Source organism: Methanofastidiosum sp. (assembly GCA_013178285.1).
Taxonomy (GTDB): Archaea; Methanobacteriota_B; Thermococci; order Methanofastidiosales; family Methanofastidiosaceae; genus Methanofastidiosum.
The window spans coordinates 23,543-48,761 of sequence record JABLXD010000013.1 but is presented as its reverse complement, the minus strand read 5'-3'; the positions used below and the strand labels follow the sequence as shown (position 1 = coordinate 48,761).

At 33.4% G+C, this 25,219-nt stretch carries 33 protein-coding genes and 1 tRNA gene; 21 read left to right on the top strand and 13 right to left on the bottom strand.

Annotated elements, in window-relative coordinates:
• Positions 1 to 275: hypothetical protein (locus HPY60_05965; GenBank protein NPV50726.1), on the bottom strand; the 275-nt coding region annotated here is incomplete at its 3' end.
• A 73-nt stretch (positions 276 to 348) separates the two neighbouring features.
• On the opposite strand from HPY60_05965, the gene HPY60_05960 reads away from it, so the two are divergent.
• The 3 genes from HPY60_05960 to truD are packed head-to-tail and all read left to right on the top strand — an operon-like array spanning position 349 to position 3,011.
• A complete protein-coding gene (locus HPY60_05960; protein NPV50725.1) occupies positions 349 to 1,191 on the top strand; it encodes a hypothetical protein in 843 nt (280 codons plus the stop codon).
• Between the two features lie 8 nt (positions 1,192 to 1,199).
• Positions 1,200 to 1,853, top strand: coding sequence for a hypothetical protein (locus HPY60_05955; GenBank protein NPV50724.1), 654 nt, complete (start codon positions 1,200 to 1,202; stop codon positions 1,851 to 1,853).
• 12 nt (positions 1,854 to 1,865) lie between these two features.
• Positions 1,866 to 3,011, top strand: a complete 1,146-nt coding sequence (gene truD, locus HPY60_05950; GenBank protein NPV50723.1) for a tRNA pseudouridine(13) synthase TruD — start codon at positions 1,866 to 1,868, stop codon at positions 3,009 to 3,011.
• Here truD and HPY60_05945 read toward each other — a convergent pair.
• Positions 2,992 to 3,483 carry a TIGR00270 family protein gene (locus HPY60_05945; protein ID NPV50722.1) on the bottom strand — a complete coding sequence of 164 codons (492 nt, stop codon included), beginning with the start codon at positions 3,481 to 3,483 and terminating at the stop codon, positions 2,992 to 2,994. The genes truD and HPY60_05945 overlap by 20 nt on opposite strands.
• A gap of 173 nt (positions 3,484 to 3,656) precedes the next feature.
• Between HPY60_05945 and pan the strand changes: the two genes are divergently transcribed.
• The 3 genes from pan to surE all read left to right on the top strand — a co-directional run bounded on the left by pan (position 3,657) and on the right by surE (position 7,543).
• Positions 3,657 to 4,865, top strand: a complete 1,209-nt coding sequence (gene pan / locus HPY60_05940; protein ID NPV50721.1) for a proteasome-activating nucleotidase — start codon at positions 3,657 to 3,659, stop codon at positions 4,863 to 4,865.
• Positions 4,866 to 5,595: 730 nt separating this feature from the next.
• Entirely contained in the window at positions 5,596 to 6,723 is a 1,128-nt protein-coding gene (locus HPY60_05935) for an ORC1-type DNA replication protein (GenBank protein NPV50720.1), read from the top strand.
• 34 nt (positions 6,724 to 6,757) lie between these two features.
• On the top strand, positions 6,758 to 7,543 hold the full coding sequence (gene surE / locus HPY60_05930; GenBank protein NPV50719.1) for a 5'/3'-nucleotidase SurE: 786 nt from the start codon (positions 6,758 to 6,760) through the stop codon (positions 7,541 to 7,543).
• Here surE and mtxX read toward each other — a convergent pair.
• A complete protein-coding gene (mtxX, locus tag HPY60_05925; protein ID NPV50718.1) occupies positions 7,537 to 8,274 on the bottom strand; it encodes a methanogenesis marker protein Mmp4/MtxX in 738 nt (245 codons plus the stop codon). The two genes, surE and mtxX, sit on opposite strands and share 7 nt — an antisense overlap.
• A 139-nt stretch (positions 8,275 to 8,413) precedes the next feature.
• Here mtxX and HPY60_05920 point away from each other — a divergent pair, with 139 nt between their 5' ends.
• The 10 genes from HPY60_05920 to HPY60_05875 all read left to right on the top strand — a co-directional run bounded on the left by HPY60_05920 (position 8,414) and on the right by HPY60_05875 (position 13,832).
• Positions 8,414 to 8,608, top strand: a complete 195-nt coding sequence (locus HPY60_05920; GenBank protein NPV50717.1) for a 30S ribosomal protein S17e — start codon at positions 8,414 to 8,416, stop codon at positions 8,606 to 8,608.
• Between the two features lie 109 nt (positions 8,609 to 8,717).
• Positions 8,718 to 9,848: an alanine--glyoxylate aminotransferase family protein gene (locus HPY60_05915; protein NPV50716.1), complete on the top strand. Its 1,131-nt coding sequence runs from the start codon at positions 8,718 to 8,720 to the stop codon at positions 9,846 to 9,848.
• Positions 9,849 to 9,979: 131 nt separating this feature from the next.
• Entirely contained in the window at positions 9,980 to 10,339 is a 360-nt protein-coding gene (locus HPY60_05910; GenBank protein ID NPV50715.1) for a 50S ribosomal protein L18e, read from the top strand.
• 4 nt (positions 10,340 to 10,343) lie between these two features.
• A complete protein-coding gene (locus HPY60_05905) occupies positions 10,344 to 10,769 on the top strand; it encodes a 50S ribosomal protein L13 (protein NPV50714.1) in 426 nt (141 codons plus the stop codon).
• A complete protein-coding gene (locus tag HPY60_05900; protein ID NPV50713.1) occupies positions 10,766 to 11,170 on the top strand; it encodes a 30S ribosomal protein S9 in 405 nt (134 codons plus the stop codon). The genes HPY60_05905 and HPY60_05900 overlap by 4 nt, the downstream gene beginning before the upstream one ends.
• A 4-nt stretch (positions 11,171 to 11,174) precedes the next feature.
• The gene (locus HPY60_05895; GenBank protein ID NPV50712.1) at positions 11,175 to 11,369 is read left to right on the top strand and encodes a DNA-directed RNA polymerase subunit N; all 195 of its coding nucleotides are present in this window, start codon (positions 11,175 to 11,177) and stop codon (positions 11,367 to 11,369) included.
• A gap of 35 nt (positions 11,370 to 11,404) precedes the next feature.
• A tRNA-Pro gene (locus HPY60_05890) sits at positions 11,405 to 11,482 on the top strand.
• Positions 11,483 to 11,508: 26 nt separating this feature from the next.
• Positions 11,509 to 12,108 carry a hypothetical protein gene (locus HPY60_05885; protein ID NPV50711.1) on the top strand — a complete coding sequence of 200 codons (600 nt, stop codon included), beginning with the start codon at positions 11,509 to 11,511 and terminating at the stop codon, positions 12,106 to 12,108.
• Positions 12,108 to 12,716: a 30S ribosomal protein S2 gene (locus HPY60_05880; GenBank protein ID NPV50710.1), complete on the top strand. Its 609-nt coding sequence runs from the start codon at positions 12,108 to 12,110 to the stop codon at positions 12,714 to 12,716. Before HPY60_05885 ends, HPY60_05880 begins: the two co-directional genes overlap by 1 nt.
• Positions 12,717 to 13,832, top strand: a complete 1,116-nt coding sequence (locus HPY60_05875) for a fructose 1,6-bisphosphatase (protein NPV50709.1) — start codon at positions 12,717 to 12,719, stop codon at positions 13,830 to 13,832.
• A 23-nt stretch (positions 13,833 to 13,855) separates the two neighbouring features.
• Here HPY60_05875 and HPY60_05870 read toward each other — a convergent pair whose 3' ends face one another.
• The 5 genes from HPY60_05870 to HPY60_05850 form a co-directional block, all read right to left on the bottom strand.
• A complete protein-coding gene (locus HPY60_05870; protein ID NPV50708.1) occupies positions 13,856 to 14,473 on the bottom strand; it encodes a thymidylate kinase in 618 nt (205 codons plus the stop codon).
• The gene (locus tag HPY60_05865) at positions 14,470 to 15,150 is read right to left on the bottom strand and encodes a phosphatidate cytidylyltransferase (protein ID NPV50707.1); all 681 of its coding nucleotides are present in this window, start codon (positions 15,148 to 15,150) and stop codon (positions 14,470 to 14,472) included. The genes HPY60_05870 and HPY60_05865 overlap by 4 nt, the downstream gene beginning before the upstream one ends.
• Positions 15,151 to 15,267: 117 nt before the next feature.
• Positions 15,268 to 15,429 carry a hypothetical protein gene (locus HPY60_05860; protein ID NPV50706.1) on the bottom strand — a complete coding sequence of 54 codons (162 nt, stop codon included), beginning with the start codon at positions 15,427 to 15,429 and terminating at the stop codon, positions 15,268 to 15,270.
• A gap of 85 nt (positions 15,430 to 15,514) precedes the next feature.
• Complete coding sequence (locus HPY60_05855) at positions 15,515 to 17,722, bottom strand: DEAD/DEAH box helicase family protein (protein ID NPV50705.1); 2,208 nt, start codon at positions 17,720 to 17,722, stop codon at positions 15,515 to 15,517.
• Positions 17,722 to 17,943 (bottom strand): ArsR family transcriptional regulator, encoded by a 222-nt coding sequence (locus HPY60_05850; protein ID NPV50704.1) that lies wholly within the window; start codon positions 17,941 to 17,943, stop codon positions 17,722 to 17,724. The genes HPY60_05855 and HPY60_05850 overlap by 1 nt, the downstream gene beginning before the upstream one ends.
• Positions 17,944 to 18,092: 149 nt before the next feature.
• On the opposite strand from HPY60_05850, the gene HPY60_05845 reads away from it, so the two are divergent.
• Complete coding sequence (locus HPY60_05845) at positions 18,093 to 18,821, top strand: lipoate--protein ligase family protein (GenBank protein NPV50703.1); 729 nt, start codon at positions 18,093 to 18,095, stop codon at positions 18,819 to 18,821.
• 25 nt (positions 18,822 to 18,846) lie between these two features.
• Here HPY60_05845 and HPY60_05840 read toward each other — a convergent pair whose 3' ends face one another.
• From HPY60_05840 to HPY60_05830, 3 genes are read right to left on the bottom strand one after another with little or no spacing between them, the layout of a single operon-like run.
• Positions 18,847 to 19,224: a hypothetical protein gene (locus HPY60_05840; protein ID NPV50702.1), complete on the bottom strand. Its 378-nt coding sequence runs from the start codon at positions 19,222 to 19,224 to the stop codon at positions 18,847 to 18,849.
• Positions 19,214 to 19,741 carry a flagellar hook-basal body complex protein FliE gene (gene fliE / locus HPY60_05835; protein ID NPV50701.1) on the bottom strand — a complete coding sequence of 176 codons (528 nt, stop codon included), beginning with the start codon at positions 19,739 to 19,741 and terminating at the stop codon, positions 19,214 to 19,216. The genes HPY60_05840 and fliE overlap by 11 nt, the downstream gene beginning before the upstream one ends.
• Positions 19,738 to 21,012, bottom strand: a complete 1,275-nt coding sequence (locus HPY60_05830) for a TldD/PmbA family protein (protein ID NPV50700.1) — start codon at positions 21,010 to 21,012, stop codon at positions 19,738 to 19,740. Before HPY60_05830 ends, fliE begins: the two co-directional genes overlap by 4 nt.
• Positions 21,013 to 21,127: 115 nt before the next feature.
• On the opposite strand from HPY60_05830, the gene scpB reads away from it, so the two are divergent.
• Genes scpB through HPY60_05815 form a run of 3 tightly spaced genes read left to right on the top strand, consistent with a single transcriptional unit; the run spans position 21,128 to position 23,276 of the window.
• A complete protein-coding gene (gene scpB, locus HPY60_05825) occupies positions 21,128 to 21,640 on the top strand; it encodes an SMC-Scp complex subunit ScpB (GenBank protein NPV50699.1) in 513 nt (170 codons plus the stop codon).
• A 32-nt stretch (positions 21,641 to 21,672) separates the two neighbouring features.
• Positions 21,673 to 22,644 carry a methanogenesis marker 2 protein gene (locus HPY60_05820; protein ID NPV50698.1) on the top strand — a complete coding sequence of 324 codons (972 nt, stop codon included), beginning with the start codon at positions 21,673 to 21,675 and terminating at the stop codon, positions 22,642 to 22,644.
• A gap of 35 nt (positions 22,645 to 22,679) precedes the next feature.
• Positions 22,680 to 23,276: a DUF1847 domain-containing protein gene (locus HPY60_05815; GenBank protein NPV50697.1), complete on the top strand. Its 597-nt coding sequence runs from the start codon at positions 22,680 to 22,682 to the stop codon at positions 23,274 to 23,276.
• Between the two features lie 4 nt (positions 23,277 to 23,280).
• Here HPY60_05815 and HPY60_05810 read toward each other — a convergent pair whose 3' ends face one another.
• Both HPY60_05810 and HPY60_05805 read right to left on the bottom strand, forming a co-directional pair.
• Positions 23,281 to 23,646: a NifB/NifX family molybdenum-iron cluster-binding protein gene (locus HPY60_05810; GenBank protein ID NPV50696.1), complete on the bottom strand. Its 366-nt coding sequence runs from the start codon at positions 23,644 to 23,646 to the stop codon at positions 23,281 to 23,283.
• Positions 23,647 to 23,685: 39 nt separating this feature from the next.
• The gene (locus tag HPY60_05805; GenBank protein NPV50695.1) at positions 23,686 to 24,135 is read right to left on the bottom strand and encodes a DUF134 domain-containing protein; all 450 of its coding nucleotides are present in this window, start codon (positions 24,133 to 24,135) and stop codon (positions 23,686 to 23,688) included.
• A gap of 81 nt (positions 24,136 to 24,216) precedes the next feature.
• On the opposite strand from HPY60_05805, the gene HPY60_05800 reads away from it, so the two are divergent.
• Complete coding sequence (locus HPY60_05800) at positions 24,217 to 25,215, top strand: potassium channel protein (protein ID NPV50694.1); 999 nt, start codon at positions 24,217 to 24,219, stop codon at positions 25,213 to 25,215.
• Positions 25,216 to 25,219 lie beyond the last annotated feature (4 nt).

Genomic DNA, 25,219 nt, shown 5'->3' with positions numbered 1-25,219 from the left:
ATACCTTCTTCAAGACACCTCTTACAAACAAGCCTTGAATAATTCCAACATGAAGAGCATGCTTTTTGTCCACAAACAGGGCACCTTCTTTTGTTTTTGGAAGATTTTATTACCTTTTCACATATTGAACATTTTTCAATAAGATTTGGTGTTATATGTGGAAAATCCTTCTTTGTAGGCATCTTTATTTTAATTCTACAGTTTGAGCAAAGTAAATATTTTTCATCACCTTTGAAGAGTATTGTGGCCCTACAGTTGGGGCAAAGTATCTTCATAGTATTAATTTAATAGGTAATTTTAAATATTTTTAGGAATAAATAGTAGATAGGAACTTATTGGTGAGAAAATATGGCAAAAAATAACGATACAAAAGCCAAAAATCAAAAAAAAGATTCAAAGAAAAAATCAGTAGGATGGAAATGGCCTATAATTATCGTCCTATTAGTGGTGCTTCTATTTGCAGGTGTATTTTATGACGTTTATAGATTGGGAAATGATAATACTCTATTTCTTTTCGTAGATGAAGAGAAAGGTAATCCCGGAACGGTAGAAGTTTCTTCCATCATTATTTTCTCTAATTTGAGGCCAAAGGGAAGTAGTGTAGATATAGATCCATTATCAACAAATTCCGCCCTTAATTCTCTTGGAATAAATATAAACAATTCTTTGATAAAGGCATCTGATATACGAACTGGGGTGGACTACACAAAGCAAATTTCTAAAGGTCAGTCTGAAATTGACATTACAAGAGTAGTTGTTATAGATTCTGACACTTTAAAAGAATTAGTAGATGTTGTTGGATACGTGCCTATTGATTTTAAACAACAGATTGAGATACTAGGTCAAGAGAGAGATATTGTAGCAAAAGGTAATGTCAATGGACTAATGGCTAAACAGATTCTCCAGGGGAAAGCTTTTCCCATAGTTGATCCAAATACCATTAAAGATGTGCCAGAAACAAGTCTTTGGAGAGTCAAGAGCAAAATAATCGGTGAAATATCTCTAAATATGCTTGATTTGGCGGAATATGATAAACAAACAAGAAGAGATATATCTTATAAGATACTAGAATTATATAGGGAAGATAAAATAAAGGTATATAATAAAAATATTACGCTCATCCTGATTGATATCTTACCAGAAGGATTTGGGAGGATGATTATAGATTTTGCCGTTGATATAATAAGTTAGGAGGTTTTATGAAAAAAGAAGTATTTGTTGTAGCGACATTTGTTTTGGCAGTAGGTCTTGCAATAGCTGTTTATAATATTGGCCTTTTGAACAATCAGAATGCAGAGTTAACTCAAACTATAAATTCTCTAAATCAAGAAATAACAAAGCTTCAGGGGCAGCAGACAATTCTTGAAAACAGGCTAGTTGTATTAGAAACTGAAAAAGCTCAATATGATTCAGTTGTTAGAAACTATACCTTACAAATTCAAGATTTATTAAAGAAAAATGAAGTTTTACAGCTTCAATTAGAATCTTGGGATATCCCTGTAATATGGGTTACATCTGAAGTCCAATGGACATCTTCCACTTTTCATCCAAGTGACAATGTAAGGCTATCCTTCACTCTTACAAATACAAGTAATGAAACTGCCGAAAATATTAGGATATCCGTTCCTGAATCCTATATGAGGGGATTCCAATTAGTAAGGGTATCTGATCCAAGGGCTAGACTGATAAGCAATGAGATTACAGTGGATTCTCTCTCCCCCAGACAATCTATCAGCTTTGATGTCATATTAAGGACTCAATCGCCTGGCCTTTACAGCGGACCTTTGAGAATTAGATGGACTGGAGTAGGGGATTTCTTTAATTTGACAGAAATAAGCACTCGTGTTAGCTAGTGGGCTGTTTTGATGGAAATAAAAAAGTATCCAGAAGATTTTCAAGTAGAGGAAGTCATAAATACTAAAAATGGCAAATACCTTATTTTCAAAGTAAAAAAAATAAACAGGGACACTATTGATGTCATCCATGAACTTGCAAGAAAGACAGGTATACCTTTTGGAAAATTTGGTTATGCAGGACTTAAGGATCGGCATGCTATTACGATACAGAGTTTTTCTGTTGATAGAATCTACAACGATGCGATAAAGTCCTTAGAGCTAAAAGATGTTGAACTATTCGATTTCTCAGAAGGTCAAAAGATCGATATTGGTGACTTAATTGGAAACAAATTTAACATTTTAGTTAGAGACATTCCTGAAAATTTTGAGGAAGTTATAAAGCATAACATCCAACAGATAGAGAGCGACTCGGGATTTCCAAATCTTTTTGGCGAGCAGAGATTCGGAGGAAATGAAGAGGTTGGTTTGCATATTCTAAAAGGGGACTTCAAGGAAGCTATTGAAAAACTGTTGCTAAAAGAAAATCTTAGTAAAGAATTAGTTGATTTGATTAAAGATGGAAAATATGGGGAAGCAAATGAATCATATCCAAGATTGAGAAATGAAAGGCAAATTTTAGAGTATTTATCAAAATCTCCAGACTATTCGAATGCTTTTGTTGTTCTACCTCCTTCTACCTCTTCTCTTTTTGTTCACGCTTACCAGGCAAAGATATTCAATGAGGCCGTTTTGGAAAGAATAAAAGAAATACCATTAAATGAGGCAGAAATTGGGGACCTAGTGTCCATGGAAAGGGAAGGCCATTACTATAGGACACAAGTAAATAATTCTAATCTCACTCGAGTTAAAGAGGGCATAAAAAAAGGAAATATTAAAGTTATAGCTCCGTTAATTGGTTATGGATCCTTAATCCCTAAATCCCTTTTAGGAAAAATATCGATGGAACTTTTAGAAAAAGACGGAATAATAAAAGAGAGTTTTCGTGTCAACGAAGCACCATTTTTGGGATCTAACGGTGCTTATAGAAACATATTGGGCGACTACAGAGATCTTTCTTTTAGTATTGAAAAAGATGGAGCAAGATTCAAATTCTTCCTTTACAAAGGAGAATATGCAACAGTTTTCTTAAGATACCTTACTTCTTCTTTATCTTGATTATGTCGCCGATTGTTGTTTCCTTTAAACTTTGTTTTGATTTAGATATGTCAATTCCTTCGTCTGCTTTTTCTTTGAGTTTTATATTTAGGACTTTTTCTAGCTTCATTATAAGTTCATTTGATAGGGCAAAACCTTCTGTTTCAATATGGTGGATTATTGACTCTTTTTCATTCATTTTTCTAGCAAGGTCTTTTTGTGACCAACCTTTTGTTTCTCTAGCATCCTTTATAACAAGATGGTAGTCTTCTACTAATGTATAATCTTCCTTAGATTTTGGAGCTATTCCTGTCCTTGACCTTGAAGGCAACACTACGCCATCTGAACCCATGGCCCCTTTCCCAAACTTTGACCAACTCTGGCGGTCTGTTCCAAATCTAGAACATTTATCACAAACCTTTACACTGGCACCTTCAACTCTTATATTGAAAACTTTCCCTTGTATAGTCTTGCCACATATTTCACATATCATCTTATCAAAAGTTTTTCAAATTCAATATTTATAAGGGTTTTGAGTTTTTGATTACTATTAAAAATGATAATCACTATTGTAAGATTTTTTTAAAACAATTCTTACATTAATGACACTCAATGTAGAAACATTTATAAAGATGTGAAATCTAATACATCTTGTTTGGGGTGCTAATGGTGGACAGTAGTATTAAGTATCGGACAAAAAGACTTGACGAAGAAGATGTTTATGAAAATGATGTTCAATATAATGATAAGATAATAGAACGATTGAAACTTCTTGAGATACAAAATAGAAGTTTCATAACGGAAAAAATCCGATTGGAAAAAGAAAATGAAGGCCTCAAAAAAGAATTGGAAAGATTAAATGCACCCCCCTTAATAACAGGAGTTGTAGTTGAGGCTATAGATTCTTCTAAGGTTATAATAAAAAGTTCTAGTGGACCAAAATTTGTCGTTAGTGCATGTTCTAATGTTGATTTAAAAGATCTTATACCTGGAGCCTTAGTAGCGTGTAATCAAAGAAATCTTTCAATAATGGAAGTTTTACCCTCCTCAAAAGATCCTGAAGTTTGTGGGATGGAAGTAATGTCTAAAACAGGGGTAACTTACTTTGAAATTGGAGGTCTTAGGGATCAGATAAATAAAATTAAAGAAACAGTTGAACTACCCCTAAAAAGGCCTGAACTCTTTGATAAAGTAGGGATAGAGCCTCCGCATGGGGTCTTGTTACACGGACCACCAGGAAATGGGAAAACCCTAATTGTTAAAGCAGTTGCAAATGAAACAGATTCTACTTTCATTAGAGTTGTTGGATCAGAATTCGTTAGAAAATATATTGGAGAGGGAGCTAGAATGGTAAGGGAAGTTTTTAATCTTGCCAGAGAAAAAGCCCCTTCAATTCTATTTATTGATGAGATTGATGCTATTGGGGCAAGGCGTGTCGATACAGGCATAAGCGGCGATAGGGAAGTTGCTAGAACTATGATGCAGCTTTTAGCAGAGCTTGATGGCTTTGATCCAAGAGGGCAGGTAAAGATTATTGGAGCTACAAACAGAGTAGATATGCTAGACCCTGCACTTTTAAGGCCTGGCAGATTTGACAGATTAATTGAAATACCGCCCCCCACAAGGGAAGAGTGTCTTGATATCTTTAAGATTCACTCTAGAAACATGAATATCAAAAATCTTGATTATTCAGAAATTATTGGGCTAATAGATGGTTTATCTGGGGCAGAGATTAGATCTCTATGTACTGAAGCGGGAATGGCAGCCATCAGAGAAGAAAGGGACTATGTAACTTCCGAAGACTTTAAATGCTCAGTATCAAGAATTACATCATCAGAGTATCAGAATAATTCCCTAATTGGAATGTATGGATGAGGAAACCGACAGCGTCTGACTGATGATGAGAGATGGGCGGTCTGACATATTTTTTATTTTTTACTTATTTCTTATAGTAAACTTTATTTACCTTGGATTCTATTATATTAAGGGGATTATTTGAAAGGAGAGGAAATCGTAGATTTAATATTTGGGTATACTATATTTGTTCTTAGCATAGCCGCAGTATTTTTCTGCTATTATTTTGAAAATTTTGGTTAATTATATCTCAAATAATATTTTATTTTTATATTCTAAATACTATCTAAAAAAGAAAAATATCTGGAGAGATGATAGAAGTAACATTCCACAAACTATAATGGTCATAACTATAATCATCAGTTTCTTTCTTTCGTCAGATTTCATGAATTGATTAGTATATTTGGGATTAAATAGCTTTCTATTAACTATTCTAAAATTAATTATTTCTTAGAATTAGATAAAACCCTTTATTATCTAATTTTATGTAATTTTGAGCTATTTGCAGACTATAAATTAATAAAAAATAAAATATCTCACTAAGGCTTACTTTATATTGGGGCCATACATAAATTAATTGGTGATTATATGCAGGAATACAAAACTTCAAAAAAAGTTCCTTTTCCATTATTAATTGAAAAGGCAATAGAACATGCAAATGCTGAAAAAAGCGATAAGAATTTTGTCTTATCAAATATTTTCATGGAAGTAGCTAAAGTATAAAAACCTAAAATAATTTTTTTATTTAGTTATGTCAAGCAAAATAAAAGATATCTTGATGTGGGACGAATCCTTATTCAGAGCCCCAGAAGTTTTTGACCTTAGTTATATCCCCGATGTTTTTAAGTTCAGGGATAATGAAATTGAGGCAATTTCGCACAATGTAAAACCTCTAATCAAAGGAGACCTTCCAACAAATACAATCATACTTGGACCAACAGGTACTGGGAAGACAACGTCAGTTAAACTGCTATTTAAGGAGATTACCGAAGTCTCAAATGATGTCATACCGGTGTATATCAACTGCCAGTTCCACTATCGGGAATTCTCTATAATGTCACAAATTTTTAGAGGTATTTTTGGCTATCCTCCTGTAGAAACGGGTAAACCTTTAACGACTCTTTATGAGTATACTATGGGGGAATTACAAAAAAAAGGTAAAAGATTACTTGTTGCATTGGATGATGTTGATTTCTTGTTTCATGTAAATATTGCAGAAAATATTCTTTATAAAATTCTAAGGGCCCATGAGATCTTTCCAGGTGTCAAGACCGGGATTATTGGAATTGTTACAGACAATGCTTTTTCATTTAAAGTTTCAGAAAAGATTAGGACAGTATTCATGCCAAATGAAGTCCACTTTAAACCTTATTCTCAGTCTACAATAAAAGATATCCTTAGGTATCGTTGTGATATTGGATTATATCCTGGAGTAATGGAAGATGAAGTTCTAGATAAAATCTCCGAAATAACTTTTGATAAAGGTGACTTAAGACTAGGTATAAGGGGAATAAAAGAAGCAGGAATGTTGGCAGAAATCCAAGCAAGAAGAAAAATTAATACTGAGGACATTGAAAAAGCAATAGAACGTATTAGCTCTTCTCTACATGTTGAAAATGTTTTCGACGGCTTGTCTAAAACTGATAAAAAAGTCCTGAAAGTTATAGCAGAAAATTCGGGCAAGTTTACAAAAGCTAACGATTTCTTCAATATCTTGGCGGATGAAATGTCATACGAACTCTTTAGAAAAGCAACAACAAAACTTGAGAATCTTAAAATCGTTGATATTCAAAGGGCACAATCAAGAGGCCGAGGAAAGCAAAATCTGATCCACTTAAGAGTGCCTAAAGAGGCAATACTGGATATTATTAAGGAATAACCTTTAAAAGTAACTTATAGCCTCTTTAGTTCAAATGAAAATACTTGTAACTAATGATGATGGCTACGGAAGAGAAGGATTAAAAAAACTGACAGAAGTCGCAGAATCTCTGGGTGAAGTAGTTGTCATAGCACCAAAAGAAAATTGCAGCGGGATCGGACACAGTTATTCTATATTTAAAAAAATTGAAGTCGAAGGGTTGTATTTAGAAGACAAAAAAAGAACGGATTACATAGTTTCTGGAACGCCTGTAGACTGTGTAGCTCTTGCAATAAGACATTTCATGAGGGAAAAAATTGACCTAATCCTTTCGGGAATAAACCATGGGGAGAACATCTCTTATGATATCTACTATTCCGGAACTGTATCTGCAGCAAGAGAAGGAATTATAAATGGGATCCCCTCAATAGCAATCTCATCATCTGATTATTTTAATCCGATGTTCGATACGGCGACAAAATTTTTAGAAATACTATTTGACTCTTGGAATTTTAATAAATTGCCAACTGATACTCTTCTAAACATAAACGTTCCTTCTGTTCCTTTCAATGAATTAAAAGGCGTTGAGGTAACAAGGCTAGGAAGAAGGGTTTACTATGACGAACCTTTTGAAACAGACAAAGAAGAAGGCAAAATGTATTTTAAAGTATTTGGTAAACCCCCTGGAGGCTTTGTTGAAGAAGGCACAGATTATTCAACAATAAAACAAAACAAAGTATCATTAACCCCAATACATCTTGATGCAACTAATCACAATGAAATGAGATCTTGGAATAATGTGGTAAACATAGATAAGATAATTAATTCATTTAATCAGTAATTCTTAATAGCGTTTGCAAGAGCTATTGAAGAAATATACTCTTCTTTTGGTGCAGCTCTTGATGTATCGACAATTATTATGTCATCAACAGCTAAAGGATAGTATAACGCTCCGTGAGAACTTCCTCCCCCGAGGTGTATTAATGTCCTATAAACTAAATTACCTGAAATCCCGTCTGGAGCTAGTATAAAATTAGACGATGTTATTGCATTTTCAATTAAGATTTGAGCGTGATCTATACCGTATTTTTCTGCCAAAGCCTCAGCTTCTAGAATGCTTTTGTCAACCCTTTCAGACCTTCCTAAATCCTTAGTTCGCCCTCCAGATAGGGCGGATATTTTTGGTTCAACTTTAAATCTTTTTAACAAATCTTTAGCATATTCAACAAACATTTCTTTTTCTTTTAGATCCTCTCCTTCATCAATACCAAGAGGTGCAAAAAAGAAATATTTTTTGTCATAGGTTCCCAATAGGCCGATTCTATATATTTTATCTATCCCAAAATTACCCTTCACTTCTTTTAAAAACTCAGAACTTTGAAGAGTTCCCCTAACTATGGCGTCTATTTCACCTTTTTTAAGAGATGAAATAATTTTTGAAGAATCATCGAATACTTCAACATTACAAAAATCAACACTTTTTACTGCATCTTCAATTTTATCTGGATTTTCATAGGCCCCAATACCAATTGTAAGATTTGGATTAATTAGGTTATTTATAGTGTTGAGCATGAACGTTTAATATTTCTATTACTTAAATATTTTCTGTAATTCCTTAGATAAATGGGCCATACCTACTGGAAAAACTAGTATCTTGACGATAATTTTAAAAAGCATACTATGCCATTTCATTTAAAATGGAGGTGTAATGTTGGGAAGAATCAGACCATCATTCATTAAAAGAATTTCAAGACAGTTAGTCGAAAAGCACAGAAACGAGCTTACAAAAGATTTTGAAGAGAACAAGTTAATTATTAAAGACTTAATCGATGTACCTACACATAAACTTTTGAACAGGATAGCTGGCTACACAACAAGACTAATGACTCACAAAGAAATAATGTAATTTTGTTTTAATATTCTTGAGATTTATTCTATTCTAACACTTTTTAATTTACGGTTAGATAAGATAATCTTATATATGTTTATTTTGGTTAAAATAGTGTCGTGATTATATGAATGAAGACTTTTTACTCATGATACCTGGCCCAATACCAGTACATCCTAGGGTATTCAGGGCTATGTCAATGAAAATCATGCCCCATAGGGGCGAAGAATTTAACAAACTCTTCATGGAACAATCAGAGAGAATGAAAAAGATCTTTAAAACTAAAAACGATGTTTTCATAATAGCTGGTTCTGGAACAGCTGCAATGGACGCTGCAATAGCCAATGTCGTTCAACCAGGGGATAAGGTATTATGCATTACATCTGGCAAGTTTGGAGAGAGGTTTAGAGATATAGTAAAGGCTTACAAAGGTGCGGTAATAGAATTAAAGTACGAATGGGGAATGCCAATAAATACAAATGACGTCAAAGAAGCCTTAGAAAAAGATCCTTCTATCAAAGCAGTAACAATGGTGCACAATGAAACATCTACAGGAGTTAGAAATCCAGTAGCAGAAATTGGTAAAATAGTTAAGAATACTAAAGCTCTTTTAGTTGTTGACACTATTTCTTCTCTTGGAGGGGACAATATTGAAGTTGACAACTGGGGAGTTGATATATGTGCATCAGGTAGCCAAAAATGTATTGGATTACCTCCCGGGATGTGTTTTATTTCAGTTAGTCAGAAAGCATGGGATGTAATTGAAAAAACAGATGGAACATGTTATTATCTTAATTTAAAGAAGTATAAGAATAACAAATACAAAGCACCATATACCCAACCTGTATCAATGACTTACGGTTTAAAAGAAGCTTTAGACATTATCGATGAATACGGATTTGAGAACTGGATTAAGAAACATGAAAAATTGGCAAAGGCAACAAGAGATGCTGCAAAATCAATAGGCCTTACACTTTTCCCAAAAGATGAAAAGACATGCTCAAATACCGTTACCTCAATAATGGCTCCAGAAGGTATAGACGGCCAAGAGTTAGTCAAAGTAATGAGAGAAAAACATGGGATAGTCATAGCGGGAGGACAGGACCATCTTAAAGGAAAAATAATCAGGATTGGCCACATGGGAAGCGTTTCTGAAAAAGAAATAATATTGACCATGGCATGTTTACAGATGGCTCTAAAAGAACTTGGATATAAAACAGAACTTCCATCTATTCTAGCTCCAATGTCGAAAATATAAATTAATAATTTTTTAATATTTTTAAAATTATATCTTTATTCTAAAAATCATCGAAACGTTTAAATAGGGTATTAAAATATCAATGTTAATCTCAGGCGAGCGTAAGCGTAAGAGTTTGAGAGGTGAAACTAATGAAAAAACTAAATAAAACAAATCCAAATATATTGAGTCTTATAGATTTTTTTATAGACAAAGGCTATTCAGAAAAAACACCCTTGTGGATTGATCTTTCGAAGAGATTTAAAAGACCTACAAGGCATTTACCCCAAGTGAACTTATCGAAAATCAATAGATATTCACAAGATGGGGATACCGTAATTATTCCTGGAAAAGTATTAGGCAGCGGAGAGCTAGATCATAAAGTTACCGTTTCTGCATTTAAGTTTTCTAAATCCGCCATGGAGAAGATAAACAAAAATGGAAGGGCAATAACTCTTTATGAACTTTACAAAGAAAATCCAAGAGGTAGCGGTGTAAAAATAATGGAGTGATCTCATGATAATCGATGGAAAAGATCAGATTCTAGGCAGAATGGCATCAGTTGCTGCTAAAAAACTTTTAGAAGGGGAAGAAGTTTTTATAGTTAATGCTGAAGAAGTTATAATTACAGGAAATAGAGAATATTTCTTTGACCTTTACAAGAAAAGAGCACAGTTTAAAGACATAGCAAATCCTTTGAGAGGTTCATTTTTCCCAAAAAGATCTGACAGAATAGTCAGAAGAGCTGTGAGGGGAATGTTACCTTGGAAGAAAGACAAAGGAAGACAAGCATATAAGAAATTAAAGGTCTATGTTGGCATACCTGAAGACTTAACAGGTAAAGAATTTGTTAGATTTAATGAAGCAGATGTTTCAAAACTTAGAACAAAAAAATACTTTAAGGTAAAAGAAATATCAAGCTTCCTTGGGGGACGCGTATGAAAGTTATTCAGTCAGTTGGTAAAAGAAAAAAAGCAGTTGCAAGAGCGACTGTTAAGGAAGGTAAGGGGAGAGTAAGAATTAACAGCAAACCACTTCCAATAGTTGAACCAGAATTGGTAAGATTAAAAATGTTTGAACCAATTCTTCTTGCTGGAGACACAGCCAATACAGTTGATATTGATATTGATGTCCGTGGTGGAGGTATTATGGGACAAGCCGATGCATGCAGAATTGCAATAGCCAGAGGCATTGTCGAATTTACCCAGGACAACTCTTTGAAAGAAGCTTATTTAGGATATGACAGAATCCTATTGAGAGGAGATTCAAGGAGAACAGAAGAGCACAAGCCAAGTAAGTCTTCTAAAGGACCAAGAGCAAGAAGACAGAAATCCTACAGGTGATCTTTTGATAATCCCTGTAAGATGTTTTACTTGTGGTAAAGTTATTGGACATCTTTATGAGCCTTATTTAGAAAGGCTAAGCAAAGGGGAAGAAACAGAAAAAATATTAGATGACATGGGGCTAACAAGATATTGTTGCAGAAGAATGCTTCTAACTCATGTTGATCTAATAGACGAACTGCTCGACTATAAAATATAATTTTATATTTTAATAGTTTATAGTCGATTTCACATGGGACCGTGGGGTAGCTTGGACTAGCCTCTCACCTTGGGGTGGTGGAAACTCGGGTTCAAATCCCGACGGTCCCACCATTGGAAATGGAAAAGGAGAGGAAAGATTGACCGTAATAGAGGATATAAGAGCAAGGACGGTTTACAACAGTAATAGAGAGAAAAATATTGTAGAGATAGATATCTATACATCTTCAAGTTTTGGAAGGGCTTCTGTACCTTTTGAGGAAGATATTTCTGAAATTGAAGAAGTTGTATTGCCTGAGCTTGCAGGTTTGGATGCGATTGAACAGAAATCACTAGATGAATTACTTTGTGAAATAACGCCATATACTAAAATAAGATTTGCTTTGTCTTTGGCATCTGCCAAAGCAGCATCTTCTTTTTATTCGTTGCCTCTTTTTAGATACCTTGGAGGTATATACGAAGGAAAAATGCCTTTATTGAATATTGGGGGAAAAATATTCGATATGGATCTAAAAGAAATAAAGGCCAATCAAAAACCCAAAAGAATAGAGTTAGATACAATATCTCAGATATATGCGGCATCAAATGAGGATAAGAACTGTATTATCCATGCAGTTGATGAAGGCGTATGCCACATAGCTTTGGCATTTAATCTTAGGTATTTGGAAGCAATGGAAGATAATATCCAGATAATAAATGAACTAATAAGAATTAAAGAATATTTAGGAGAGGAGATTTAATGAGTGATGAAATGTTAGTACCCCTTGATTTGTACCTTGCATCTGGAATACACATTGGAACGACCCAAAAAACAAGGGACATGGAAAGGTACATATTTAGGATAAGACAAGATGGTCTTTATATCCTTGATATAAATGAAACAAATAAAAAGATTGAAAAAGTTGGAAAGTTTCTTGCCAAATTTGAACCTGAAAAAATTCTTGTTGTATCATCAAGAATTTATGGATTCAAGCCAGTATTAGCGTTTGGTCAGAAAACAGGCGCAAAAACAATCACAAAAAGATTCATTCCAGGATCTTTAACAAATCCAAACTGTGAGGATTTCATTGAGCCTGAGGTAGTCATATTGACAGATCCAAGAGCAGACTATCAAATATTAAGGGAAGCTGGACTTGCAAAAATACCCGTAGTCGCCTTATGCGACTCAGAAAACTATCTTTCAAACGTTGATTTAGTTGTGCCAACAAACAACAAAGGTAAAAAAGCCTTAGCACTTGTTTACTATCTTATTGCTAGGGAAATGATGAAAGCTAAAGGGCAAATAAAAGATGGTGAGGAGCCTCCATTCTCAATTGATGATTTTAAATCAAAGGATGAGGAGGATTAAATGGGAGAAAAAACAACAGTTTCTCTTATTAAAGCAGATGTTGGTGGATGGCCAGGCCATGCTTTGGTCCATCCAGATTTAATTCAAACAGCTAAAAAAGAATTAGAAAAAGAAAAAGGTAAGCTTCTAATTGATTTCCACGTAACAAACTGTGGTGACGACTTAGAATTAATAATGACGCACAGAAAAGGTGTAGATTGCGAAGAAGTCCATCATCTTGCATGGGATACCTTTGAAAAAGCAACAAAAGTTGCTAAAGAATTGAAACTTTACGGCGCAGGTCAAGATCTCTTAGCTGAAGCATTTAGCGGAAATGTGAGAGGGATGGGACCAGGAATTGCAGAGTTAGAATTTGAAGAAAGAAAGGCAGAGCCATTAATTGCGTTTATGATGGATAAAACTGACCCCGGAGCTTTTAATTTACCAATGTATAAAATATTTGCTGATCCATTTAACACAATAGGATTGGTCATAGATCCGAATGCAACTTCAGGATTTAGATTTGAGATATGGGATATCTTAGAAAGCAAAAGAGTATTCATGGACTGCCCTGAAGAACTTTACAAAATGCTTGCATTAGTCGGTGCTAAATCTAGGTATGTAATAAAAAGAGTATATCCCAAGAAGGGTGGAAAATTATCTTCAGATGAAGCTGTAGCAACTGTAAGCACTGAAAAACTTTATCAAATAGCGGGGGAATATGTAGGAAAAGACGACCCTGTAGCTTTAGTCAGAGCTCAGTCTGGTCTTCCTGCAGTAGGTGAAGTGTTAGAACCTTTCGCATTTCCACACCTTGTTGCTGGCTGGATGAGAGGATCCCACAATGGGCCATTGATGCCTGTAAGCCAAAAAAATGCGGTTTGTACTAGATTCGACGGGCCTCCAAGAGTAATTGCACTGGGATTCCAGATTGCTAATGGAAGGTTAATCGGGCCTGTAGACTTATTTGATGACCCAGCATACGACCTTGCTAGAAGAAAAGCACAAAGAGTTGCCGATTATATGAGGCGCCACGGTCCATTTGAACCACACAGATTGCCCTGTGAAGATATGGAATATACAACTCTTCCAAAAGTTCTTAGAGAATTAGAAAAGAGATTTGAAAAATTAGATTAAAAAAATAATCTAATTTATTTTTATTAATTTTGCATTTGTTTTGAAGTATCTAAAAAATTGGATTTATCTTTCCCATTGTCTAAAGTATCTAGAATAACTTCTATTTGTTTCTGGACTTCTTCTATAGAATAGCAAGTATTTATTATATTCCAATTACTTGCTAAATTTAATGCCTTTTCTCTTACTTTAACAAGATCGTCAAGATTCTCAAACATCTCTTTTTCATTTCTTTTGGCAAGTCTTTTTAGAGATTCCTGCGGTTCAACATCCAAAAAGAACATATAATTTGAAGTGGGGAGAATTGTAGCAAAAAATTTGTATAATAATTTGGCCAAAGGTAAAGGCAAATAAGCTACGCCCATAAGGTAACGTACAACAATCAAAGTGTCATCACCTTTTCCATAATATTTCCTGACTGATCTAATAACGTCAAAAGCATAGTAGATGGAAGCTTTAATATAATTTAATTTACCTTTACCTAAAAGTGAACTCTTAGCTTTTATTCCAAAATTATTGTCGTCTTCTGGATGAGAACGTAGTATTACTTTATCTCCTTTGTTCAAATACCTATTACGAATTAAATTAGCATGGGTATCTTTTCCTGCCCCATCTAATCCGTCAATTATAATAAATCTCATTATACCACCATCGCCAGTAAGTAATAAAGAATAGTTGCAGAAAAACAAGCCGTCAAATTATCGAGGCCTTTAGGTGTAACAGCTTCAAAGAAAGTTGCAACAAAAGGAACAAAAATTAAAATAACATAATTCATTGGGACTATTGTTACACTTGAAAACAAGTAATTGTAGAATTTTAATGCAATCCACAAAACAGAAACTAGTGTAACAAACATTGCAATTGATCCTTCGATACTTTTTGTTTCACCAAAGAAATGATATTTCCTTTTGCCAAATCTAGTTCCAATTAAGGATGCCATTCCATCCCCATATGACATCGCAGCTATACCTACAGCAATAATCCAAGGTTTATCGAAGAATAAAAATGCAAGAATTGTCCAAGAAATAGCGTAGTACACTAAGCCAAGCCCATGTCCAGATGAAGAAATTCTATCCTTGATATTTAGCGGTGAGTAGGGGCTCATTAAAAAAGTCAGAGGTATAAAAGGTGCCGCTGCTAGAAAAGTAATTGCAAATCTAGTTTCAAAGATGGGCAATATAAACATTATATTCCCAACCATTATATGGAGAAATTTACGACTGAGTACTTTATATTTATATAAAATTTTTTCAGAGATAAAGAGTAAAACAGCCACATAGCCATAGACTATTATTAGGCCTAGTATATCGCCGGATAACATTGTTTAGATTTTATAGATTTTATATATAAGGCTATTGTATAATACGATTACGCTGATTTTCGAATTTTAATTAACTAATAGATTGATTAGAAAAGTATACAAAATTAAAAATAAAATTTAGAGAAACTTACTTCCTTCTTCAAGAAGTCTGTTTGCGACATCTATTTCAATAGATGCTAGAAAGAAATTTCTCTTTTTTATATTTACTTCAGCCCTATCTTTCATTCTTTTTGCCTGTTTAAAGAATTTTCTTGCTTCATCATCGTTTTTTCCTCTCATAACTAATCACCTATTACTGCTAATATAAATTATTGCTTTTTAATATTTAAATCTTTTGGTTAATTATTGATTAGCAATAAAGAAATTAAATTTCTTCATACTGAGAATCTATAACATCTCTTATCTTCTTAGCCTTAATTTCTCCAACGCCTTCAACGTCCTTGAGTTCTATTTCATCAGCGTTGAAAACTCCAAGAACGCTGCCAAACCTTCTCAAAAGCCTCCTTGAAAGAACTGAAGATACCTCTGGAAGGCCTTCTACTATAAATAGCTGTTTTTCTTTTAAACTCATTACTTTTTTTTCACCCCTAATTGCGGGCAGTCTATCTTTTTCTTTCTGCTCCCTTAATGATATCTCTACAAGATAATTTGCTGTTTCTTCCGGGGTATTAGTAAAAATAACTCTAACTCTGAGATCAACCATGGCGGATATAATTGCCCCACGTATGGATTTTTTATCCATATTTCTTACTGAATAGACATCTTCTCCTTCAACTATTAATAAGGGAACTTCATAAGCGTTTGATAGAGATAAAATTTGTGGGAAAAGAGTTCCTTTGATAAGAGATTCTATAAAATCATGAGAAGATTTTCTTTCAACCCCTATTCTATTAGATAAGATATAGTCGCCTACGTCTAAACGATTTACCTTAATCCTTGCAATCTCTGATAGTATTTTTACCACTCTTTTGTCTTCTCTGTCGTCCACTATTATTTCTGGCATCACCAAAAAATCCTTTAATTTACTCTGACCCTTCTCAGCCATAGACACCCCTTCATTTTTAGTAAAATCTCGTTTTAGTTCCATTACAGTATGTTTCATCTGTCTTTCTTTCTTTTTACTTGCCCAATAATATCCTTCGTCTCTTGTTTTTTCCGCCATAAGAATTACGACTTCTCCACTTCTTCTTCTAGCAGTTCTACCTCTTCTTTGAATTGATCTTATCTCTGAAGGAACAGGTTCAAATAATATCACCATGTCTACCTCTGGTATATCAAGCCCCTCTTCTGCAACGGAGGTGGCAACAAGGACATTAAATTCTCCTAATCTAAATCTTTCAATTATCTCTTTTTGCTTTTTCTGAGATAGGCCTTCATCCCCTTTTTTTGAAGCTTGACCAACAAATCTTTCAACATTCACGCCTTCAAATTTACTTAACTCTTTCACGATTCTCATAGTAGTATCTCTATAATGTGAAAAAATTATTATGTTCTTGCCTTTTTTTACTTCATTGACTACAATTTCATATAATTTTGAAAGCTTTGGATGTTCAATACCTCGTTGACTAAGATTATCGGCCATTGTCAATATCTTCATTATATTTTTTTCAGAAAGTAATTCAATAGAAGAACGACTTTTGCCTTCTCTCATTCTTTTAAAATAGGATATCAAGGGAGATATCCCTTGAGTTTCTAGTAGCTCCAGAGCGTGATGTATCTTTAGGGCCTTTGCTTGAGATTTGAGAGCCCCATAATAAACTGATTTTTCTTTTAATGGCACTTCTTTAATTTTATTGTTTATTTTTGGTACTGTAGCAAGTATTTCTTTCTTTGTCACTTCTAACGATGAAAAAAATCCTAGATCTTTTAGATCTTTAATTTCCTTTTTTAGTAAAATTTCGAGTAACTTTTTAATTTCTAGAAATTCTTCTGGAAGTTTTACAGAAATCCATGAAATATCTAATTCTTGAACATATGATTTTACATCAGGCGAATTTTCATTTCTAATTTCAATATTTTCTATTCCAAGATTTTTGATTATATCCTGCATCTTTTCTTTGTCAGATGCAGGGGATGCAGTTAATCCTAATATTCTTATATCTTTTGAGATTGCCTTTTCCGCTATGTATGTATAAGCATAATCCCCCGTTGCACGGTGCGCCTCATCAAAAATTATAAGTCCAAATTCATCTAGGTCTATTTTTCCAGTTAGAATGTCGTTTTCTATCACCTGTGGAGTCGCTATAATAACTAATGATTCTGTATAAAGATCCTCCCTTTTTATAGGGGATACAGTTCCAGTTAGAAGAGAAAAACTTTCTTTTTCAATATTTAATATCTCTGAAAATGATTTTAAATGTTGTTCCGCTAGTGGTTTAGTAGGTGCAAGGACTAAAACTTTTTTTTCTTTAGATTGAAGGGTATACGCCGTAAGTAGAATTGCTATGTATGTTTTTCCAAGCCCAGTTGGCAAAATAACTAAAGTGTTTTTATCTTTACTTTTTACAAAAATAGTTTCTTGATAGGCTCTAGGTGAAATCTCCCCTTTGAGTAAGGGGTGAGACAAAGGCATTATCTTACCATCTTTTCATACTTCTTTTCAGTATCATCCTTTTTCTTTATTTGCCAGACTATCATATCGTCTTTTTTTGTACTTTCAACTTTTCCTTCTTCCTGTAATCTCAACAAAAGAGATTTTGTTTTCATTAAACTTTCCTTAGTTTTTTCACTTATGGCCTCAGCAGAAAGAGGAGATTCTTCATTCTCAAGCAGTTTTAAAATTTTTTGATACATAAGATGCCTCCTAAAGCCCTTAACGAGGGAAGGGAAATCTAGCACTAGAGGTGAAAAAATATGAGAGGATTCTAAATTTTTCCTCCATTTCCCTTCCCAATCAACAAGATTGCGTAAACATATAAATACTTTTCTATAGTAACTTCTTTGTGAGATATTTAAAATATAGGGAAGAAGATGGATTTCTTTCAATGGGATTGGATGAGGCTCTATTATCACTAAGGGCAAAAGATAAAATAATCGATACATTCAGATTCTATTCCTTCTTTCCTTCGTGTGTGTCAATAGGTTACTTCCAAAGATTAGAATCTTCAATTGATCTTGATTACTGCAATAAAAATAATATTGACTATGTCAGAAGAATAACGGGTGGAGGAAATGTTTTCCACGATTCAGAAGGCGAGATAACCTACTCAGTTGTTATGTCAGAGAAAAATGCTCCAGAAAATATTTTAGATTCATTTCATTATATATACGGGGGAGTCATCAAAGGATTAAATACTCTCGGAATAAATGTAGAATTCAAACCTCTAAATGATCTTACATTGAATTCAAAAAAACTTTCTGGCTCTGCTCAAACGAGAAGATTGGGAGTTATTTTACAACATGGAACCCTAATGTACAATACAGATCTAGAGTTAATGGAAAGAGTTCTTAGGATATCTGATAAGAAAATTGAAATAAAGAAAAGAGTTACAAATCTTTCCATTGAAGGGTACAGTTTGAATAAAAAAGAATTACTTAAATGTTTAAAAGAAGGATTTGAAGAAACTTTTGGGAAAGCTAAAGAAGACAATATTTCTAAAGAGGAATTAAGCATTGCGAGAAAATTGTCCTTAGATAAATATCAATCAGACGAGTGGAATCAAAAAAGATAGTTACTAATGTCTTTATTATATTATCTCAAATTGTTTTAGGCACTATCTTATCGATAAATTCGTAAGGGTCTTCTGCGTAGATTTTAACTTTAAGTGCTCCCAGAGGCGAAACTTTTGATAGATTAACCCTACCTGCAAATGCAGCTTGTTTATTCATAGAAAAAGAAATCTTAGTCCCACGAGTACCTTCCCTTAAGACCATATTGACACTATCTCTAATAGCTTCAGAGTATACTAATTCGATGAATCTTGAAATAACATTTTCTTCTTCAGAATAACCAATAATTTCATTATCTTTTTCTTCTAGAGTGATATCCGGGAATATATTTAATATTGACATTTTTACCTTTTCGACATCTTCTGTTGGTTTTACTTCAGCAAATACTTTCAATTTAAAGCCCATATTTTTTAATCACCTTGTCAATATTTATCCTGAATTCTTCTATGCTGCCATTGTTATCAATAATAATATCTGATAACGCTAGAGCTTCGCCTAACCCCCATGAAAGCTCTCTTAAATCTCTTTTATGAAATTCTTCAAAAGTTTCAGGATCATCTTCCCTTTCTCTATTTTTCAATCGTTCGAATCTTAATCTAGGCGATGTATGTATGCCCACCAAGAAAAAGTCAATTTCATCCCTAAATCTTTCAATTTCCATTATTCCTCTTATGCCTTCAATCAAAAATTTATCATCATGAGTTTCTCTTATTTTGTCCAAAGTCAGAATTGCAATTGCATCAAGACCTTCTTTATCTCTAAGCATCTGTGCAACTTTTCCACTTTCTTCGAGTGGGTACCCTCTTTTTACAGTTTCTTCCCTTACTATATCGCCCATAGATATGAATCTGTATCCAAAATTCAAAGCAATGTTAACAAATTCACTTTTTCCCGAACCTGGCATCCCAACTACTGCTATCAACCAACCACCTTTGCTTCCGATATAATTGATGGAGTTATAATTCCTCCGGTATTTTTAGCCTGCCCACAAACACCTTTAACTTTGTTTAGAAATTCGAAAACATTACCCGCTATCATACCATGTTTGATTGGATATTTTTTTTCTCCATTTTCAACGTAAAAACCACTAGATATTTCAACTGAGAAATCCCCCGAAATGGGATTTGCTGTGTGTGCACCTCTCAATTCATTGATAATAAATCCATTTTGGATATTCTCTATATTTTCCCCTTCTATAATGAAATTGGAAATTCCAATAGAAGGCAGAGATTTATAATCCCTTTCAGAATTGCCGGTAGATTCGACATCAAACTTTTTTGCGTAAAAATCATCGAAAAGATAACCTTTTAATATTCCTTTTTCTAAAACTACGGTTCTTTTTGTGGGATTACCATCACCATCGAAATTTCCAGAAGCCACCCCATAATCAAGAGTTCCATCGTCTATAATTGTGAGATTTGTTATTTTTTCACCTATCTTTCCCTTTAGAAAACTTCGATTTTTATCAACACTTTCGGCAAAAAGATGGGATATAAATGTATTAGAAAGTAAAGAAGAAACAGCTTCAGGTTCTAATATAACATCACAATACATTGATTGTATTTTTTTTGCATTACTCGTTTCTTTTGCTTTAATTGCAGCATTTTCTCCAATCTTATTAAAATCAAACTTATTTCTCATAATAGTATAATCAAAGCCGTTGGACACATCTTCAGTTTTATATAATGCCGATATGTATCCAAAAAGAGTTGCATATTTTTGGTAAAGAGAAATGCCAGTTGAAGTTGAAATTGCTTCTTCGTAGAATGTAATATTTACGCTCCCAGAAGAGGGAATTCCATGATTATCTTCACATCCCTTGATCATGTCTATTGAGAATCTCATTAAATCCTCAGAAGTTATATTATACAATGATTTGTTCACGAGATCTTTACTTCTTATTTCCTTTGGGGCGGGTAGACTTACAAAGTCTTCTCTCGGCCTTGATACTTTGAGAACTTTATATGCAGTCTTAATGCAGTCTTCTAAATTATTTAAATTGTTTGTAAAGGAAAATCCTTGTTTCTTACCTTCAACAACCCTTGCTCCAACACCTATTGTTTCTTTTTCTTCACCAATCTCCACATTATTTTTTTCTATATCGTAAGAAATTACTTTAATTTTCTGAGCAAAAACTTCCCCATCAGAATTAATAAATCCCATTGTTTTATGGGCAATTTCTTCTAAATTCATCTTTACACCTAATTAATCAAAGTTTAGTTCATTAAAAAAGTTTCTTATAATATTTATTTATTTTTCTTATTAATAAACCTGTAAACCATTTAAATATAATCATTAATATTAACTTATGGACATATTAAAGGACAAGGCTTCTGTAGAAGCAATTCTTTTCATTTCAGGTGAACCTGTTCCAATTTCTAAATTACAAAAAAAACTTGGCATGAAAGATAGGGAGTATGTAGAAAGCTTAATTGAAAACCTTTCTAAAGACTATCGAGAAAGAGGTAGTTCAATAGAGGTTGTTAGGGCCGTAGAAGATAGATATACCATGCAAGTAAAAAATGAGTATTCCTTATTAACTGCTGATTTTGCTCCCAAGTCTGAAATAAGGGGGGCAGTGCTGAAAACTTTAGCTATTATAGCATACAAACAACCTCTAAAAAAATCAGATTTAGTCAAATATAGGGGGAGTCAGTGTTACGAACATGTTAAGATCTTAGTTGAAGCAGGTTTATTAGATGCCGAGCCTTGTGGTAAAACAAAGATACTTAAAACAACACCCAAATTTTCAGAAATATACGGACTTGAGTCTTCAACCCCTACCGAGATTAGGAAGTTTATGGAAAGTATTTTGAAATAAAAACTTTTATAAATACCTTATCCTTTAACCGCATGTTGAAAAACATGGCAGACCTAAATAGAATTGTTCAAGAAATCAGGAATTATGAGGGTGTTAAAAGAAAAAATCCAATTAAACACCTTATAAATCAATTCAAACCCTTTTCTAATTATGGTAATACTGTTATTGATTTTGGCGATGATGCTGCTGTTTTAAAAGGGGATTGTAATTATTTACTTTTTGCTGCCGATGGAATTTGGGCAAATCTCTTAAATGATCTTTTTTGGGCAGGGTACTGTGCTGTACTTGTAAACGTAAATGATATCTATGCAATGGGGGGTAAACCCATCGCTATGGTCAATATTATGTCTTTAAAAAAGACTGATAACTGTAAGGATTTACTTGAAGGAATTAAGACCGGGTGTGACAAATTTAAAGTCCCAATGGTAGGGGGACACCTCCATCCGGATACTGAAACAACAACAGTATCTGTTTCAATAATGGGCAATGCATCAAAGATACTTTCAAGTTTCTCTGCAAAAGAAGGAGAAGATATAATACTAGCAATGGATATGGACGGTCGACGTTACAATAATTTTCTTAACTGGGACACAACTCTAAAAAAATCTTCTGAAGAATGTCTATCAAAGCTTAGCATAATGAATGAAATTGCTGAAAAAGAACTTTCATTTGCAGCTAAAGACATCTCTAATCCAGGAATATTGGGAACAATCGGAATGCTTCTTGAAACTTCCAGAAAAGGCGCAATTATCAATGTTGATGAGATACAAAGACCTGAAAATATGGAATTTATAGACTGGTTAAAGATTTACCCCGGATATGGATTCACTTTGACTTCAGCCCCTGAAAATACAGACAAAATTTTAAATCTTTTTAAACAGCAAAAAATTGAAGCCAGAGTTATAGGAAAAGTTACAAATGACAATATAATGAGCTTAGTTGATAAAAATCAAAAAAAGACTTTATTCGATTTTAAAACAGATATAATTACGGGCATAAAATAAGTAACTTTTTTAAATTAGTTTTTTTATCTCTTTTCATGAGATGTAACGATTGTGAAGACTCATTTTGTATGGATGGCATCAACTGCTATGATAAAGAAATAAGAGACTATGCCGAAAAAGAAATAAGAAAAGAAGAAAATCTCAATTTTTACATAACTTCAACTGAACTTGAAGTCGATGCATATATGAAATTACCTCGAGTACTGGAATTAATTGAATTTTCTAAAAGAATGAACTACAAAAAACTTGGCATAGCTTCATGCGTAGGATTAAAAAATGAATCTCAGGTTCTTACGGATTTACTCGAAGAAAAAGGATTTGAAGTTTCTCTTGCTATATGTAAAACATGTGGTATTGGCAAGGGCGAATTTGGAGTTACTAAAACTTTATCTGGAGAGCTAAGTGAATCTTCTTGCAATCCTGTGGGCCAAGCTAAATTATTGGAAAAAGAAGAGACTGAATTTAATATAGTCATGGGGCTTTGCGTAGGTCACGATTCATTGTTTATCAAATATTCAAAAGCACCAACCACAGTTCTTATTGTAAAGGATAGGGTCTTAGCACATAATCCTGTGGGCGCAATTTATTCAAACTATTGGATTAAAAAGATAAAGAACTACAAACTGGAATAATTATTTATGATTTACTACAGGATGTGCTTTCACTAGAAAATCTTTCTAATTGACCTTTAATAAAATTGTCAACAACATCCTGAACTTTTTCTCTTTTTGTAAAAAACATGTCAAATCCTTGACATTTAAGAACTTCCATTGCTCGAGGTCCAAGATTGGAACAAATTACAATTCCAACATTTTCTTTAAGAAGTAAGTCTACAGGGCTTTCAGATCCTCCAAAATGATCGCTAGTATTATCAATTATTTTTACATTTCCAATTCTGTTTTCGATTATCTCAATAACCGTGTAAGTTGGGGCCATACCAAAATGATTAAACACTATATCTGAAAGACCACCTTTCGAATCAGTCGGTATTGCAATTTTCATATACTTTACCTTTTAAGCCAAAATTATCCTTAATTAATTCTAAAGCTCATTCATATTATTTCTTTTGCAGATGTGGATTTTACTATTAATATTTTTGACATTAGTTCCATTACATTTTGGGCATCTCACTGTATTTTCTTCAGAATTAATATTAATTTCCCATAAATGATTACAATTTAGACATTTATATTCATCTTTTCCCATTTCATAGTCTCCACCAAAAATCTCTATCGCTTTAGAATTAACTAAAGCGTCAGAAACTTTATTCCTTGCTTCTTTAAGAATTCTATGAAATGTTGGTTGAGATACGCCCATTTTTTCAGAAGCTTCCGTCTGCTCTATTCCAATTAAATCTTTGAGTCTAATAGCCTCAAGCTCTTCAAATGTAAGTCGAATAATGTCAAGTTGTTCAAGGGGTACACCCCTTGGCTTAAAATAACGTGCATTTGTGTCCACATAAATGCATCTTTTTTTTCTCGCTCTTGGCATAGTATGTAAATATTTTTTTCAATTAAAAAACTTATCCCTTATTCATAATAAATTTAAATATATGAATATAAACATAATATCATGAATAAAAAGTTTATTTTTGTTTTAATTGGACCAATATTTTTAATTGTCTTAGGGACGATAGGTTTTCATTATTTTGAAGGTCTGTCTTTTGTAGATTCCCTTTATTTAACAGGTTCTACAATTACAACAGTTGGTTATGGTGATATTCATCCTCAGTCTAGTTTAGGCAAGATATTCAGTCTCTTTATCATGTTTGGTGGAATAGGAATAGTATTGTACACATTAACTTTCATTGTAAATTTTATCGTAGAAGGAGAATTAAAAAATATTTATGGGGGGCGAAAAATGGGATCATCATTGAAAAAAATGAAAAATCATTATATTATTTGCGGATATGGAAATGTCGGCGAAAGAATTGCTAAAAGATTAAAAGAATCTAAAAAATTTGACATAGTAGTCATCGAAAAAAATAAGGAAACTTGTGATAAAATAAAAATTGCCAACATACCTTATATCGGCGGTGATGCAACAGACGAAAAGGTGCTAATTGGAGCGGGAATTACTAATGCTAAAGGGCTTGTAACGACTGTTTTAGATGATGCTGAAAATGTATATATTGTTATAACTGCAAGATCTTTGAATCCTAATTTACATATTGTTGCCAGGGGATCTTCAGATAAAGTACGAGAAAAACTATATCGAATTGGGGCAAATAGAGTAATAATGCCAGATGACATCGGTGCACGTATAATGGCAGAATCTCTAACAAGACCGTTTATAATTGACTTTATGGATTCAATGACCGAAGAAGGGGACATTAGTACGGAGTTTATCAGCGTTAAAATAGAGAAAGATTCAAAAGTTAAAGATCTTACTATAAAGGAAACAAAACTGGGTGAAACTTTCGGAGCATTTATACTATATGTAAAAAGGGGAGATAAATATCTAAACTCACCTAGGGCAGATACAAAGATTGAAGAAGGGGATGTTTTAACTATGCGTATATCCAAAGATTATGAAAAAGAAATATTTGAATATCTTGGAACTAAGATCTAAAAAT

Coding starts and splice junctions, on each gene's coding strand:
- HPY60_05960 (NPV50725.1), top strand. CDS start 349: ATGGCAAAAAATAACGATACAAAAGCCAAAAATCAAAAAAAAGATTCA.
- HPY60_05955 (NPV50724.1), top strand. CDS start 1,200: ATGAAAAAAGAAGTATTTGTTGTAGCGACATTTGTTTTGGCAGTAGGT.
- truD (NPV50723.1), top strand. CDS start 1,866: ATGGAAATAAAAAAGTATCCAGAAGATTTTCAAGTAGAGGAAGTCATA.
- HPY60_05945 (NPV50722.1), bottom strand. CDS start 3,483: ATGATATGTGAAATATGTGGCAAGACTATACAAGGGAAAGTTTTCAAT.
- pan (NPV50721.1), top strand. CDS start 3,657: ATGGTGGACAGTAGTATTAAGTATCGGACAAAAAGACTTGACGAAGAA.
- HPY60_05935 (NPV50720.1), top strand. CDS start 5,596: ATGTCAAGCAAAATAAAAGATATCTTGATGTGGGACGAATCCTTATTC.
- surE (NPV50719.1), top strand. CDS start 6,758: ATGAAAATACTTGTAACTAATGATGATGGCTACGGAAGAGAAGGATTA.
- mtxX (NPV50718.1), bottom strand. CDS start 8,274: ATGCTCAACACTATAAATAACCTAATTAATCCAAATCTTACAATTGGT.
- HPY60_05915 (NPV50716.1), top strand. CDS start 8,718: ATGAATGAAGACTTTTTACTCATGATACCTGGCCCAATACCAGTACAT.
- HPY60_05910 (NPV50715.1), top strand. CDS start 9,980: ATGAAAAAACTAAATAAAACAAATCCAAATATATTGAGTCTTATAGAT.
- HPY60_05905 (NPV50714.1), top strand. CDS start 10,344: ATGATAATCGATGGAAAAGATCAGATTCTAGGCAGAATGGCATCAGTT.
- HPY60_05900 (NPV50713.1), top strand. CDS start 10,766: ATGAAAGTTATTCAGTCAGTTGGTAAAAGAAAAAAAGCAGTTGCAAGA.
- HPY60_05880 (NPV50710.1), top strand. CDS start 12,108: ATGAGTGATGAAATGTTAGTACCCCTTGATTTGTACCTTGCATCTGGA.
- HPY60_05875 (NPV50709.1), top strand. CDS start 12,717: ATGGGAGAAAAAACAACAGTTTCTCTTATTAAAGCAGATGTTGGTGGA.
- HPY60_05865 (NPV50707.1), bottom strand. CDS start 15,150: ATGTTATCCGGCGATATACTAGGCCTAATAATAGTCTATGGCTATGTG.
- HPY60_05860 (NPV50706.1), bottom strand. CDS start 15,429: ATGAGAGGAAAAAACGATGATGAAGCAAGAAAATTCTTTAAACAGGCA.
- HPY60_05855 (NPV50705.1), bottom strand. CDS start 17,722: ATGCCTTTGTCTCACCCCTTACTCAAAGGGGAGATTTCACCTAGAGCC.
- HPY60_05850 (NPV50704.1), bottom strand. CDS start 17,943: ATGTATCAAAAAATTTTAAAACTGCTTGAGAATGAAGAATCTCCTCTT.
- HPY60_05840 (NPV50702.1), bottom strand. CDS start 19,224: ATGGGCTTTAAATTGAAAGTATTTGCTGAAGTAAAACCAACAGAAGAT.
- HPY60_05830 (NPV50700.1), bottom strand. CDS start 21,012: ATGAATTTAGAAGAAATTGCCCATAAAACAATGGGATTTATTAATTCT.
- scpB (NPV50699.1), top strand. CDS start 21,128: ATGGACATATTAAAGGACAAGGCTTCTGTAGAAGCAATTCTTTTCATT.
- HPY60_05820 (NPV50698.1), top strand. CDS start 21,673: ATGTTGAAAAACATGGCAGACCTAAATAGAATTGTTCAAGAAATCAGG.
- HPY60_05815 (NPV50697.1), top strand. CDS start 22,680: ATGAGATGTAACGATTGTGAAGACTCATTTTGTATGGATGGCATCAAC.
- HPY60_05810 (NPV50696.1), bottom strand. CDS start 23,646: ATGAAAATTGCAATACCGACTGATTCGAAAGGTGGTCTTTCAGATATA.
- HPY60_05805 (NPV50695.1), bottom strand. CDS start 24,135: ATGCCAAGAGCGAGAAAAAAAAGATGCATTTATGTGGACACAAATGCA.
- HPY60_05800 (NPV50694.1), top strand. CDS start 24,217: ATGAATAAAAAGTTTATTTTTGTTTTAATTGGACCAATATTTTTAATT.